This is a genomic window from Brucella pseudogrignonensis (assembly GCF_002252525.1).
Lineage (GTDB): Bacteria > Pseudomonadota > Alphaproteobacteria > Rhizobiales > Rhizobiaceae > Brucella > Brucella pseudogrignonensis.
The window spans coordinates 26698-40505 of the sequence record NZ_NNRM01000003.1 but is presented as its reverse complement, the minus strand read 5'-3'; the positions used below and the strand labels follow the sequence as shown (position 1 = coordinate 40505).

Genomic DNA, 13808 nt, shown 5'->3' with positions numbered 1-13808 from the left:
ATTGAAATGAGCGTCGAACCTCTGCTGAAAGTCAGCAATCTCTCGAAGTTTTATGGCAGTCGTCGCGGTTGTGCGGATATCGATTTCTCGCTGTGGCCGGGCGAAGTGCTGGCCATCGTCGGTGAATCGGGTTCGGGCAAGACGACTTTGCTCAACTGCCTGGCGACACGTCTGGAACCGACATCGGGCAGTGTGGAATACCGGATGCGTGATGGCGAGTTCCGTGATCTTTACAAGATCGGAGAGGCTGAACGTCGCTTCCTGATGCGTACCGACTGGGGCTTTGTGCATCAGAATCCTTCGGATGGTCTGCGCATGACCGTTTCGGCGGGTGCCAATGTCGGTGAACGGCTGATGGCTGTTGGCGAGCGCCATTATGGCAATATTCGCAACACGGCAACTGAATGGCTCGGACGTGTCGAAATCGCTGCTGACCGCATCGACGACCAGCCCCGCGCTTTCTCCGGCGGTATGCGTCAGCGTCTCCAGATTGCTCGCAATCTCGTCACGGCTCCGCGTCTTGTTTTCATGGATGAACCGACCGGCGGTCTCGACGTGTCCGTGCAGGCACGCCTTCTCGACCTGCTGCGCGGTCTGGTGAGCGATCTCGGCCTTTCGGTTGTCATCGTGACCCACGATCTCGCAGTGGCGCGTCTTCTGTCCCATCGCATCATGGTCATGAAAGACGGCCATATTGTCGAACAGGGCCTGACCGACCGCGTTCTGGATGACCCGCAAGCGCCTTACACGCAGCTGCTCGTGTCGTCTATTCTGCAGGTTTAGTAAATTAAAACAGATGTTTGCAGCGTGTTGTTCGTAAATTAGCGAAACTTCATGCGTGAGGTGAGAAATGACACAAGTTAGAACATCCTCTCCGCTGGCCGTGTCGGGTCTGGCGAAGACGTTCACGATGCACTTGCAGGGTGGCATTCAGTTGCCAGTCGTAAGTGGTGTGGACTTCAATCTGGAAGCAGGCGAATGCGCCGTGCTTGGCGGACCTTCCGGTGCTGGTAAAAGCTCCATTCTCAAGATGGTCTATGGCAATTACGCCGTGAATGCAGGTTCTATCCTTATTCGTCACGAAGACCGTATGGTGGATCTGGCAACAGCCGATCCGCGCGAAGTGCTGGCCGTTCGGCGTGATACGATTGGTTATGTCAGCCAGTTCCTGCGCACATTGCCACGCGTGGCGGCAATCGATGTCGTTGCGGAGCCATTGGTGGCTCGCGGTGTTGATCGCGATGCTGCTCGCAATCGTGCAAGTGAATTGCTCGCGCAGCTCAACCTGCCGGAACGGCTCTGGGTATTGCCACCTGCAACCTTCTCTGGCGGTGAGCAGCAGCGCGTAAATATTGCGCGCGGTTTCATCACGGATCATCCGGTGTTGCTTCTCGATGAGCCGACCGCTTCGCTCGATGCCAAAAACAGGGCAGTCGTTGTTGATCTCATCAAGGCCAAGAAGGCGCAAGGCGTCGCAATGCTTGGCATTTTCCACGATGAAGATGTGCGTGAACAGGTTGCTGATCGCATTATCGACGTAACCGCTTTCTCGCCGAGGGCAGCAGCATGACCAAGCTCTCGGTAGAACCACTGGTTCACGAAACGGCTGAAGTAAACGGTAGCAAGCTTGGTCGATATACCGAGATCGGCGCGCGCAGCCGTGTTTCGGAGACTGTGCTGGACGACTATTCCTATCTCGGTATCGATTGCGAAATCTGGTGTGCTGAGATCGGCAAGTTTTCCAATATCGCCAGCCATGTGCGTATTAATGCCACCAATCATCCGACATGGCGTCCGACGTTGCATCATTTCACCTATCGCGCCGGTGATTACTGGCCGGAAGAAAAGGATGAGACGGAGTTCTTTGATTGGCGTCGCGGCAATGCCGTGAAAATCGGTCACGACACATGGCTTGGCCATGGCTCTACCATCTTGCCGGGTGTGACGGTTGGCAACGGTTCTGTTGTCGGTGCCGGAGCTGTCGTGAGCAGGGACGTGGCGCCCTATACAATTGTTGGTGGGGTTCCGGCGCGTCTCATTCGCGAACGCTTCGACGCTGCGACCGGCAATCGTCTGGATCGACTGGCCTGGTGGGACTGGAGCCATGATCGCCTGCGCCAGGCGCTCGATGATTTCCGCGCGCTCGATATCGAAGCATTCCTCTCGAAATATGAAACGGCCGCCAATGCGAATGCGGTCATGAAAGAGCTATCCAATGGCTAATGAAACCGTTCTGAAAAATGCGCAGATCGTGCTTGCTGATGAGATCGTTTCCGGTTCTATCCTGATCCGTGATGGCAAAATTGCCGCCATCGATCAGGGCAATACCAATGGCGGCGATGACATGGATGGCGATTATGTCATTCCGGGCCTCATCGAGCTGCATACCGATCAGCTGGAAAGCCATTACGCGCCGCGTCCAAAGGTGCGCTGGAATGTCGATGCAGCGGTTCAGGCGCATGATGCACAGGTTGCAGCATCGGGCATCACGACAGTTTTCGATGCGATGCGCGTTGGTTCTGATTATGACCGTGACTTCGTGGGCAAGGATATGCGGATGCTTGCTGACGCCATCGAAAGCGGTGTTCGGGAAAATCGCCTGCGTGCAGACCACTTTCTGCACCTGCGCTGCGAAGTATCCTCAGCAGATTGCCTTGAAACATTCGAGCTTTTCGCAGGTGATGACCGCGTTAAACTCGCTTCGCTGATGGATCATGCACCGGGACAGCGTCAATTCGTTGATCTTAATACGTATCGCACTTATTACATGCGCAAGATGAAGCTCACGGATGAGGAGTTCCGGGTGCATTGTGAGAAGCGTATGGCGGATTCGGACGCCTATTCGGCCAAACATCGTCGCGCCATTGCCGAACTGGCAGCAGCGCGCAGCATCGTGCTGGCCAGCCATGATGATGCGACCAGCGCGCATGTCGATGAATCACTTGACCATGGTGTGCGGATCGCCGAGTTTCCGACCACGATGGAAGCAGCCAGTGCTTCAAAAGGTGCAGGCCTTTCCATTCTGATGGGCGCCCCCAATATTGTGCGTGGTGGCTCGCATTCCGGCAATATCGCTGCACGCGATCTCGTCGATAATGGCAGCCTCGACATTCTGTCCTCGGATTACATTCCGTTCAGCCTCATTCAGTCGGCTTTCGGCCTTGCTTCGGGGGAGCGTCCGATTGCGCTGCCACAGGCTGTCCGCCTCGTAACCAAGAACCCGGCTGATGCCATGGCTATGGATGATCGCGGCGAAATCGCTATCGGAAAGCGTGCCGATCTGGTTCGCGTGCGCCCGAAAGGTGCAATTCCGGTTGTGCGCACTGTCTGGCGCGAAGGCGAACGGGTGCTTTGATGCAGATGCAATCCGATACGCCGAAAGGCTGTTTCGTTGCCGTTGTCGGCCCCAGTGGGGCCGGCAAAGACACGATTATGGATGCAGCGCGTGTGGCTCTTGCGGGCGACACGCGGTTTCATTTTGTGCGCCGGATCATCACGCGTCCGCAAATGCCGGGCACGGAAGATCACGACAGTTTGGATGAAGCAGCATTTACAAAAGCCGCAGGCGAGGGTGCTTTCGCGCTGCACTGGCAGGCGCATGGCCTGAGCTATGGATTGCCTAAATCGCTTGATGATGAAATCGCCGACGGTATCGTCGTGATTGCCAATGTCTCGCGGCGTGTACTTGGCGATATCCGCAGGCTTTATTCGGAACGGTCCGTGGTCGTCATTTCGGCTAGGCCGGAAGTACTTGCAGAGCGGCTTGCATCGCGCGGACGTGAAAGTCGAGAAGAAATCGCTTTGCGACTTAAGCGCGAAGTGAGCTTCGATGACGGTGCAGACGATGTCGTCATAATAGACAATTCGGGTGAAGTGGCTGCTTCCACAGATGCCTTCCTGCGTCACCTGCAGGAAATGAGCATTAAAACAATTGCCTAAATTAAAATCTTAAAGCGGAATGTAAGTTTACACAAACGTCATGGTCCGTTCATTGCAGTGTCATTGAACGGATCAATAGTGAGCATGAATGGAGACGAATTCATGCTTCAACTAAAAAACGTAACGCGCCGCTATAATGATAAGGTGGCGGTTTCGGGTGTTGACCTCGAGATCGAGCCGGGCTCGTTTGTTGGAATTATTGGTCGCTCGGGCGCGGGAAAGTCGACGCTGCTGCGTATGATCAATCGCCTTGTTGAACCTTCAGAGGGAACAATTCACTGGGATGGTCGCGACGTTACCGGGCTCAAGGGTTCGGGATTGCGCGATTGGCGCGCACAATGCGCGATGATTTTCCAGCATTTCAATCTGGTTGATCGTCTTGATGTTCTGACCAATGTTCTGATGGGGCGTCTCAATTATGTTTCGACGCCTAAGTCGCTCCTGCGTATCTGGAGCGATGAAGAGCGTCTGATCGCTCTTTCGGCGTTGCAGCAGTTCGATATTGCGCATCTTGCAGCGCATCGCGCTGATGAGCTTTCGGGTGGTCAGCAGCAGCGCGTGGCCATTGCCCGTGCGCTTGTTCAGCAGCCGCGCATCATTCTCGCAGACGAGCCGATTGCATCGCTCGATCCGCGCAATACCCGCAGCGTCATGGACGCTTTGCGTCGCATCAATCGCGAATATGGCATCACGGTTCTCTGCAATCTGCACTCGCTCGATATTGCGCGCAGCTATTGCGACCGCCTCGTCGGCATGTCTGCCGGCAAGATCGTATTCCGCGGCACACCGTCGATGCTGACCGATATGGCATCACGCGACCTTTACGGCATGGAAGCCGATGACGTCATCGATACCGATGAACAGGCTGAAACAATGCCAATGCCAGTTCCGCAGTCGGCCGAAGCCGTTCTGCGTCAGCTTTCCGCCTGAGCGCACAAAGCTCCGGAAAAAATTACGCTCCAAAATCAGGGATTAACAGGAGATACCTATGCTTAACCGTAGAAACTTTCTGGCGGCTGCTGCGCTTACCGCTACGCTGACCATGCCGATGATGGCTTCCACTGCACAGGCTGCAGACTGGAGCAAGGATTATCCAGAAATCGTTCTGGGCGTGATCCCAGCTGAAAACGCTTCGACCACTTCCGACCGTTATGCGCCTCTGGCAGCTTATCTCGGCAAGGAACTCGGCACGAAGGTTACGCTGCGCGTTGCTAACGACTATGCGGCTGTTATCGAAGGTCAGCGCGCTGGCAACATTCAGATCGCATTCTATGGCCCGGCTTCCTACGCCCGCGCTGTGATGACTGGCGTTGAAACCACTCCGCTCGTCAATCAGCGTCATGACACCGGCGTAAACGGCTATTATTCGGTTGTTTATGTTCGCGCCGACAGCCCTTACCAGAAGATGGATGACCTCAAGGGCAAAGCAATTGCTCTCGTCGATCCTAACTCGACATCGGGCAACAACGCGCCACGCTTCTTCTTGAACCGCGATGGCTATAGCGTTGATACGTTCTTTGGTAAGAACTTCTTTGCTGGCAGCCACGAAAATGCAGTTCTCGCTCTCGCACAGGGCACCGCAGACGCTGCTGCAAACTCCTGGAACTCGGAAGACGATTCCAACCTGACCCGCATGGTCAGCCGCGGCGTTCTCAAGGATGCAAACGGCAAGGCAATGACGAAGGATGATTTCCGCATCATCTTCAAGTCGGACTTCCTTCCAGAAGGCCCATTTGCGGTTCTCAGCACCCTGCCAGATCAGCTTAAGGCCGACATCAAGCAGGCTTTCCTCGACATGCCAACCAAGGACAAGGCTGGCTTTGACGCTCTTTCCGACGGCAAGGATAAGGAATTCGTAGCGACCGAAGCGAAGGAATATGAGCCAATCATCGAGATGCTCAAGTTCAACGACAAGGCTCGCAAGTCTTAATCCGTAGAACAATTGAAGTGCCCGGAACGTAACCCGTTCCGGGCATTTTTATAGGAAAGATCGCATGACGGTATCCTCACTCGACGGCAACGGAGCAAAAAGCCTGCCTGCCGATTATCGGAGAGAAGTCGGCAAACGGCGTCTCTACGGTATCGCGCTCCTCCTTGCGCTCGTCGTTGTCGCCATTGCTGCCTCCGTCGTTGCCGATGTTCGGCCGGGCACTCTGGTCGAAAATCTCTTTCGCTTTACAAGCTATCTTGGCCGCATCCTGCCAGATCTGACGATTGCCAATTTCTGGGGCGATCTCGCTGCCTGGTACTGGAATCTCGGCGGCTGGCTCAAGATGCTGTTTGAGACGCTGCTCATTGCCTATCTGGCAACATTGATCGGCGGCATCATCGCTTTTGCCGCGTCATTTGCGGCGTCATCCAACATGGCTCCCAATTCGACGGTGCGTTTCGTCGTTCGCCGCGGGCTGGAGCTGCTGCGTACGGTTCCCGAAATCGTCTTCGCGCTGCTTTTCGTCATCGCTTTTGGTCTTGGGCCGATGGCCGGTGTGCTGGCGCTGATGCTTCATACAACGGGAGCGCTGGGCAAATTGTTCTCCGAAGTTGTTGAGAACATCGATATGCGTCCGGTGGAAGGCATTCGTGCATCGGGTGGTTCCGGCTTTCAGGTCATCCGCTTTGCCGTGCTTCCACAAGTGGCCGCAAATTTTGCGTCCTATGGCCTGCTGCGCTTTGAAATCAACGTGCGCGGTGCTTCGGTTATGGGCTTTGTGGGTGCGGGCGGTATCGGGCAGGAACTGCTGACTTCGATCCGCCAGTTCTATTACAGCGATGTCAGCGCCATTCTGCTTTTGATTATCGTGACCATTGTTGCCATCGATCTCATTACACAGCGTATTCGCCATGCGCTTCTGGGCCGCATTGGTTGAGGAGCGTGATCCCGAAAGGTGGGAACCGGTTTTCGGAAAAGATCATGCTCAAACAAAAGAGAGAATTATGACCGATATTGCACAAAGTCTCTCCCGTGAGGCGCATGCGCATGAAAAGGAACTTCGGGCAGAACATACCGAATTGTTTGGAAACGCGCGTGCCTGGCGAAATCTGGCGATTTTAACCGTAGCTTTGATTGCTTCCGTCTGGTTCGCTTTCTACTGGCTCGATTTTTCGCTGCTGCGCATTCTCAATGGCCTGGGTCGCCTCGGCGATTTCACGCTGATGATGATGCCGCCTTCGTCCGGTGGGCGTTTCAGCCTTTATCTGTGGTCGATGATGGAAACGCTGGCAATCGCCTATCTCGGCACATTGCTGGCGGCAATTCTTGCTTTCCCATTCGGCTTTCTGGCTGCCAGGAACATCATCCCGAATGTGTTCCTGCATTTCGGCATCCGTCGCTTCCTCGATACCATTCGTGGCGTCGATACGCTGATCTGGGCACTGATCTGGGTGTCGGTTGTGGGTCTCGGACCGTTTGCCGGTATTCTCGCAATTGCCTGTTCGGATTTCGGGGCATTCGGCAAGTTGTTCTCGGAAGCCATTGAAGGCGCAGACAAGAAGCCGGTCGAGGGCGTTGTCTCATCGGGCGGGAGCAAACTGCACGGCTATCGCTTCGGCGTGCTGCCGCAGGTTCTGCCGCTGATCGGCAGTCAGGTGCTTTACTTCTTTGAGTCAAATACCCGTTCGGCAACCATCATCGGCATCGTTGGGGCAGGCGGCATCGGCGCGCATCTGGCTGAGCAGATCAAGGTTCTCAATCTTCAGGACGTTTCCTTCCTGATCATCATGATCCTGATCGCTGTCGCTGTTATCGACTGGTTCTCGTCCAAGCTTCGCCACGCGATGATTGGAAAGAAGGCGATGAAATCGGCTTAAAGCACATCCCGAAAACCGCTTCGTACTTTTCGCGATGCGCTCTAACCATTGATGAGTGTCTTAACGCCATCTGCCACAAACTGAACCGCAAGCGCTGCGAGGATCACACCGAGCAGGCGGGTCAGAATAGAACGGCCGGTTTCGCCAAGAAACCGGTCGACCCGTTCTGCGAGCAGCAACACGAAATAGGTAATCAGCAAACAGACGGCTATGACGCCGAGAAGGGCGGCACGGGGACCGATGCCGTCAAAAGAATCTGATGTCAGCACGATAGCCGAAATAGCACCCGGACCTGCGATCAGCGGAATGGCCAGCGGGAATGCCGCGATGTTGCGGATATGGTCCTTGGTAATGGCAACTTCGGCGCTCTTTTCCTTACGCTCGGTTCGCTTTTCGAAAATCATTTCGAAAGCGATCCAGAAGAGAAGCAGGCCACCTGCGACACGGAAGGCGCCGATGCTGATACCAAACATACCGAGTATCTGCGCGCCAGCAATCGCAAACAGCGCCATAACGATGAAGCCGATAATGGATGCGCGCAGCGCGACCTGTCCGCGATGGTTGCGATCCATGCCAGGTGTGAGTGCCAGAAACAGCGGCGCGAGGCCGGGCGGATCAATGGTGACGAGGAGGGTGACGAAGGCGCTGAAAACCGTATCGTAGAACCCCATGCTAAACTCGCCCCTTTTGTTGGTATTCTCTGCCTGATTTGTGAAACGGATTGTAGCCGATGAGTGGCGCTCGGTCGACGCAAAGCGCACGCTCAGGCAACATCATTGCGCGATCTTTATGTGAATATCTTTCAAGTTATTGATTCGATGAATGAAATTCGCCGGTTGAAATGGCCCCGAAATTGGCGTTTTGTGACGTTTTATTCTATAAAGTGACTTTATCGATTCTGTTGAGAAAGATATCTGAATAGTGTCAGATCAAACACCTCCACCCGGTTCCGAAGATATGGATGGCGGCCCAAGCGGCCCTACAGGTATCGAACCGATTTCCATTATTGAGGAGATGCAGCGCTCCTATCTCGATTACGCAATGAGCGTTATCGTGAGCCGTGCTCTGCCTGATGTGCGCGATGGCTTGAAGCCCGTACATCGCCGTATTCTCCACGCCATGAACGAGATGAACCTCGCTTACAATCGCCCCTACCGAAAGTCGGCAGGTGTGATCGGTGAAGTGATGGGTAAATACCATCCACACGGCGACTATTCTATTTATGACGCCTTGGTGCGTATGGCGCAGGACTTCTCCTTGCGCGATCCACTTGTGGACGGACAGGGTAATTTCGGTTCCATCGATGGCGATCCGCCAGCGGCGATGCGTTACACCGAATGCCGTCTGGAAAAAGTCACCGAATCCCTTCTGTCGGATATCGACAAGGATACGGTTGATTTTCAGGACAACTATGATGGCCGCGAGCGGGAACCTATGGTTCTGCCTGCCCGCTTTCCAAACCTGCTTGTCAATGGTTCAGGCGGTATTGCGGTTGGTATGGCAACCAATATTCCGCCGCACAATCTTGGCGAAGTCATTGATGGCTGCGTAGCGCTGATCGACAATCCGGCTCTTGAGCTGGAAGAAGTCATGGAAATCATTCCTGGTCCGGATTTCCCGACCGGTGGTATTATCCTTGGTCGTGCCGGCATCAACTCGGCCTACAGCACGGGTCGTGGTTCCGTTATTATGCGTGGTCGCGTGGCGATTGAGCCAATGCGCGGCGACCGTGAAGCTATCATCATCACCGAGATACCGTATCAGGTGAACAAGGCTTCGATGATCGAGAAAATGGCCGAACTGGTGCGCGACAAGCGTATCGAGGGCATTTCTGATCTGCGCGATGAATCGGATCGCGATGGCTATCGCGTTGTCGTCGAACTCAAGCGCGATGCTGTTGCCGATGTCGTACTGAACCAGCTTTATCGCTACACGCCGCTGCAGACCTCGTTTGGCTGCAACATGGTGGCGCTGAATGGCGGCAAGCCGGAACAGCTCAATCTTCTTGACATGCTGCGCGCTTTCGTGGCGTTCCGTGAAGAAGTGGTAACGCGCCGCACCAAGTTCCTGCTCAACAAGGCGCGTGATCGCGCGCATGTGTTGGTTGGTCTTGCGATTGCAGTTGCCAATATTGACGAGATTATCGCTCTCATTCGTCGTGCGCCGGACCCGGCAACCGCGCGTGAGCAGTTGATGGAACGTCGTTGGCCTGCCGCCGATGTGGCACCGCTGATCCGCCTCATCGATGATCCGCGTCATGCGATCAACGACGATAACACGTATAACCTCTCGGAAGAGCAGGCGCGTGCTATTCTTGATCTTCGCTTGCAGCGCCTGACAGCACTTGGACGCGATGAAGTTGCGGACGAGCTGAACAAGATCGGCGAAGAAATCCGCGATTATCTGGAGATTCTTGGCTCGCGCATTCGCGTTATGACAATCGTCAAGGAAGAGATGATTGCCGTTCGTGACGAGTTCGCCACGCCGCGCCGTACCGAGTTTGGTCTTGGCGGCGCCGAAATGGACGATGAAGACCTCATCGCTCGCGAAGATATGGTCGTCACCGTCAGCCATGCCGGTTATATCAAGCGTGTACCGCTGGCGACCTATCGTGCGCAGCGTCGTGGCGGCAAAGGCCGCTCCGGCATGGCAACGAAGGACGAGGATTTCGTAACCCGTCTGTTCGTCGCCAATACGCATACGCCGGTGCTGTTCTTCTCCTCGCGCGGCATCGTCTACAAGGAAAAAGTCTGGCGTCTGCCAGTCGGTAATCCGCAGTCGCGCGGCAAGGCACTCATCAATATGCTGCCATTGCAGCAGGGCGAGCGCATTACCACGATCATGCCGCTGCCGGAGGATGAAGAATCCTGGGCAAACCTCGACGTCATGTTCTCGACCACGCGCGGTACGGTTCGCCGTAACAAGCTGTCGGACTTCGTTCAGGTCAACCGCAACGGCAAGATCGCGATGAAGCTCGAAGACGAGGGCGATGAAATCCTCTCGGTCGATACCTGTACGGAATTCGACGACGTGCTTCTGACCTGTGCTGGTGGCCAGTGCATTCGCTTCCCTGTCACGGATGTTCGCGTCTTTGCTGGTCGTAACTCGATCGGCGTACGCGGTATCAATCTGGCGGAAGGCGATAAGGTCATCTCTATGGCAATTCTGCACCACGTTGATGCAGACGCTTCGCAGCGCGCCGCTTATCTCAAGCGCTCGATTGCTGAACGTCGGGCACAGGGTGCAGACGACGCCGATGATATTGTTGTTGTCGGTGAAGAAGTTGCGGTGGAAGCCGATCTTTCCGAAGAGCTCTATCAGGAACTCAAGGCTCGCGAGCAGACCGTTCTCACGGTTAGTGAGTATGGCTACGGCAAGCGTTCCTCGTCTTATGAGTTCCGTGTTTCTGGCCGTGGTGGTAAGGGTATCCGTGCAACCGATACGTCGAAGACCGACGAAATCGGCAAGCTGGTAGCTCTGTTCCCGGTCGAAGCAAGCGATCAGATCCTGCTGGTTTCCGATGGTGGTCAGCTGATCCGCGTGCCGGTTGGCGGCATTCGTATCGCTGGACGCTCGACCAAGGGTGTCACGATCTTCAATACGGCTGACGGCGAAAAGGTCGTCTCGGTCGAGCGCATTTCGGAAACCGAAAGCGATGAAGAGAATGGCGCTGCCGAGGTTGATGAAACCGCAGCTGAAGGTGATGCACCTGCAGCTGGTGGCGAAGAATAAAGGAAATTCCCTGATGCAAGCAGTATCAGGGGATTTCATGTTCCAAATAAAAAGGCCGATGGTTCACCATCGGCCTTTTTCAGATGCCAGGACTGGAGGGAACTGGCGATCTCTGGAAACTCAAAACTGTACTTAATGCGAACTCAGTTTACGCATGGCGCTTAGACTAAAAGCGGCGGGACGTACGCGTTGGCGCTTCGCTTCATTCTCTTCCAGAAGCAAAACAATCGCCGATGCAGCCATTGCTACCATCATGGATAATGCCAGAAGAAATATCATCATCGCGGTATCCTTTCGTTATAGATACGCTTCAGAAGCGAAAAGGTTGCACCAAACTTGCGCCTATCTTGGTAAATCGGTTGTGAACTTCTCGTGAAATCGTTGTTCATATCGCATTCATCTGTTTTCTTGGTTTCTGATTTCTTTCAATTGTGGTTGTTGTTGAAAATCTGATTAGAAAAGGCTAGCTGGAAGAAATGACGATCGCGATTTATGCGGGTTCATTCGACCCGGTCACCAATGGCCATATGGATGTTCTGAAAGGCACGCTGCGTCTTGCCGATCAGGTTATCGTCGCTATTGGCGTGCATCCGGGCAAGAAGCCGCTGTTCAGTTTTGAAGAACGTGTCGAGCTTATCAATGCAAGCGCCAAGGCTTTGCTTGGGGCTGACGCAAAGCGCGTTTCCGTGATTTCGTTTGATGCCCTTGTCATTGATGCTGCGCGCAAGCATGGCGCCAAGCTCATGGTGCGTGGTCTGCGCGATGGCACCGATCTCGATTATGAAATGCAGATGGCGGGCATGAATGGAACGATGGCGCCGGAATTGCAAACCGTCTTTCTGCCAGCCGATCCTGCTGTGCGCACGATTACTGCCACATTGGTTCGCCAGATTGCCTCAATGGGAGGCGATATAAAGCCCTTCGTTCCTGCAGCTGTTGCGGCTGCGCTGGAAGCAAAATTCAAATCCTGATTCAGGGAGTTTCTCGATTATGTCATTCGTTCGTTCGGCGCTTGTCGCAGCCAGCATTGTTGCGTTTTCTCAAGGTGCGGCCTTTGCTGCTGACATCCTCAATCTGCAGCTCAAAGACGGCAATGTCGCTATTGAGCTGAGCCCAAACCTTGCGCCAAAGCATGTCGCACAGATTGAAAAGCTGGCTCAGGAAGGCGCTTACAACGGCGTGGCTTTCCATCGCGTGATTCCCGGCTTCATGGCTCAGACCGGTGATGTGAAGTTCGGTAACGTTGACAAGGGCTTCAATGCATCGCGCGTTGGCACCGGTGGTTCTGAACTGCCGAACATTCCGGCTGAATTCTCGCAGGAACCATTTGTGCGTGGCACGGTTGGTATGGCGCGCAGCCAGGACCCGAATTCCGCCAACTCGCAGTTCTTCATCATGTTCAATGATGGCGCATTCCTGAACGGCCAGTACACGGTTGTTGGCAAGGTTGTCAGTGGCATGGACGTGGTTGATAAGATCAAAAAGGGAAGTGAATCCGATAATGGTTCGGTCGAAAGCCCTGACAAGATCATCAAAGCCACGATCGAAAAGAAATGAGTTTTAGAGCGCTTTTCGATCTGATTGAAACAGATCGGCGCTCTAAATATCTGTTTTAACGCGCATCTTATCCGAAAACCGTTTCACACTTTTCGGGATGCGCTCTAAATTCAACACGTATCCCTGTCCCAAAAAATGATTCAAACTTTTGGGGATACGCTCAATAGGAGAGGCCCGATGGCTTACAAAGACCCGGAAAACACGCTCGTTCTTGAAACCACCAAGGGCAATGTCGTTCTCGAACTCTTCCCTGATCTGGCTCCTGGCCATGTCGAACGCATCAAGGAACTGGCACGCGAAGGCGCTTATGACGGCGTTGTGTTCCACCGCGTTATCGACGGTTTCATGGCGCAGACCGGCGACGTGAAGTTCGGCAAGACGGGCGGCGCGCATTTCAATGGCTCGCGTGCTGGCATGGGCGGTTCGGACAAGCCTGACCTCAAGGCTGAATTCTCGAACACCTCGCACAAGCGCGGCACTGCTTCGATGGCTCGTTCGCAGAACCCGAACTCGGCAAATTCGCAGTTCTTCATCTGCTTCACCGACGCTCCATGGCTTGACCGTCAGTACTCCGTATGGGGTCAGGTTATCGAAGGCATGGACAATGTCGACAAGATCAAGCGCGGCGAACCTGTTACCGATCCAGACGTGATCGTAACTGCACGCATCGCTGCAGACATCTAATTCAGTCGTTTCTATAGAAATATAGCGGCTCCGGTTTTGCCGGGGCCGCTCTTGCTTTGATGCATTTCTGAAATTTGAAATGCTCTGAT

General features: G+C 54.4%; 15 protein-coding genes. 13 read left to right on the top strand and 2 right to left on the bottom strand.

Going from position 1 to position 13808, the window contains the following annotated elements:
• Positions 1–6: 6 nt before the first annotated feature.
• The 9 genes from phnK to phnE (CEV34_RS00540) all read left to right on the top strand — a co-directional run bounded on the left by phnK (position 7) and on the right by phnE (CEV34_RS00540) (position 7746).
• The gene (gene phnK, locus CEV34_RS00580) at positions 7–783 is read left to right on the top strand and encodes a phosphonate C-P lyase system protein PhnK (RefSeq protein ID WP_007875095.1); all 777 of its coding nucleotides are present in this window, start codon (positions 7–9) and stop codon (positions 781–783) included.
• 67 nt (positions 784–850) lie between these two features.
• Positions 851–1570 (top strand): phosphonate C-P lyase system protein PhnL, encoded by a 720-nt coding sequence (phnL, locus tag CEV34_RS00575; protein ID WP_039859789.1) that lies wholly within the window; start codon positions 851–853, stop codon positions 1568–1570.
• On the top strand, positions 1567–2223 hold the full coding sequence (locus CEV34_RS00570; protein WP_007875089.1) for a DapH/DapD/GlmU-related protein: 657 nt from the start codon (positions 1567–1569) through the stop codon (positions 2221–2223). The genes phnL and CEV34_RS00570 overlap by 4 nt, the downstream gene beginning before the upstream one ends.
• Positions 2216–3355, top strand: coding sequence for an alpha-D-ribose 1-methylphosphonate 5-triphosphate diphosphatase (locus tag CEV34_RS00565; protein ID WP_007875087.1), 1140 nt, complete (start codon positions 2216–2218; stop codon positions 3353–3355). The genes CEV34_RS00570 and CEV34_RS00565 overlap by 8 nt, the downstream gene beginning before the upstream one ends.
• 5 nt (positions 3356–3360) lie before the next feature.
• On the top strand, positions 3361–3939 hold the full coding sequence (phnN, locus tag CEV34_RS00560) for a phosphonate metabolism protein/1,5-bisphosphokinase (PRPP-forming) PhnN (protein ID WP_007875085.1): 579 nt from the start codon (positions 3361–3363) through the stop codon (positions 3937–3939).
• 102 nt (positions 3940–4041) lie between these two features.
• Positions 4042–4869 carry a phosphonate ABC transporter ATP-binding protein gene (gene phnC / locus CEV34_RS00555; protein ID WP_007875084.1) on the top strand — a complete coding sequence of 276 codons (828 nt, stop codon included), beginning with the start codon at positions 4042–4044 and terminating at the stop codon, positions 4867–4869.
• 58 nt (positions 4870–4927) lie between these two features.
• Positions 4928–5869, top strand: coding sequence for a phosphonate ABC transporter substrate-binding protein (phnD, locus tag CEV34_RS00550; protein ID WP_007875077.1), 942 nt, complete (start codon positions 4928–4930; stop codon positions 5867–5869).
• 64 nt (positions 5870–5933) lie between these two features.
• Positions 5934–6806 (top strand): phosphonate ABC transporter, permease protein PhnE, encoded by an 873-nt coding sequence (gene phnE, locus CEV34_RS00545; RefSeq protein WP_094543121.1) that lies wholly within the window; start codon positions 5934–5936, stop codon positions 6804–6806.
• Positions 6807–6873: 67 nt separating this feature from the next.
• Complete coding sequence (phnE, locus tag CEV34_RS00540) at positions 6874–7746, top strand: phosphonate ABC transporter, permease protein PhnE (protein ID WP_039859785.1); 873 nt, start codon at positions 6874–6876, stop codon at positions 7744–7746.
• A gap of 41 nt (positions 7747–7787) precedes the next feature.
• Here phnE (CEV34_RS00540) and CEV34_RS00535 read toward each other — a convergent pair whose 3' ends face one another.
• Positions 7788–8417 carry a MarC family protein gene (locus CEV34_RS00535; protein ID WP_007875070.1) on the bottom strand — a complete coding sequence of 210 codons (630 nt, stop codon included), beginning with the start codon at positions 8415–8417 and terminating at the stop codon, positions 7788–7790.
• A gap of 286 nt (positions 8418–8703) precedes the next feature.
• On the opposite strand from CEV34_RS00535, the gene gyrA reads away from it, so the two are divergent.
• Positions 8704–11478, top strand: a complete 2775-nt coding sequence (gene gyrA, locus CEV34_RS00530; protein WP_094543119.1) for a DNA gyrase subunit A — start codon at positions 8704–8706, stop codon at positions 11476–11478.
• Positions 11479–11610: 132 nt separating this feature from the next.
• Here the strand turns inward: gyrA and CEV34_RS26905 are convergent, their stop codons facing one another.
• Entirely contained in the window at positions 11611–11760 is a 150-nt protein-coding gene (locus CEV34_RS26905; RefSeq protein ID WP_007875068.1) for a hypothetical protein, read from the bottom strand.
• Positions 11761–11954: 194 nt separating this feature from the next.
• Here CEV34_RS26905 and coaD point away from each other — a divergent pair, with 194 nt between their 5' ends.
• The 3 genes from coaD to CEV34_RS00515 all read left to right on the top strand — a co-directional run bounded on the left by coaD (position 11955) and on the right by CEV34_RS00515 (position 13719).
• Positions 11955–12449 (top strand): pantetheine-phosphate adenylyltransferase, encoded by a 495-nt coding sequence (gene coaD / locus CEV34_RS00525; protein ID WP_007875067.1) that lies wholly within the window; start codon positions 11955–11957, stop codon positions 12447–12449.
• A gap of 19 nt (positions 12450–12468) precedes the next feature.
• Complete coding sequence (locus CEV34_RS00520) at positions 12469–13035, top strand: peptidylprolyl isomerase (protein WP_007875066.1); 567 nt, start codon at positions 12469–12471, stop codon at positions 13033–13035.
• Positions 13036–13212: 177 nt separating this feature from the next.
• Positions 13213–13719, top strand: coding sequence for a peptidylprolyl isomerase (locus CEV34_RS00515; RefSeq protein WP_007875065.1), 507 nt, complete (start codon positions 13213–13215; stop codon positions 13717–13719).
• Positions 13720–13808 lie beyond the last annotated feature (89 nt).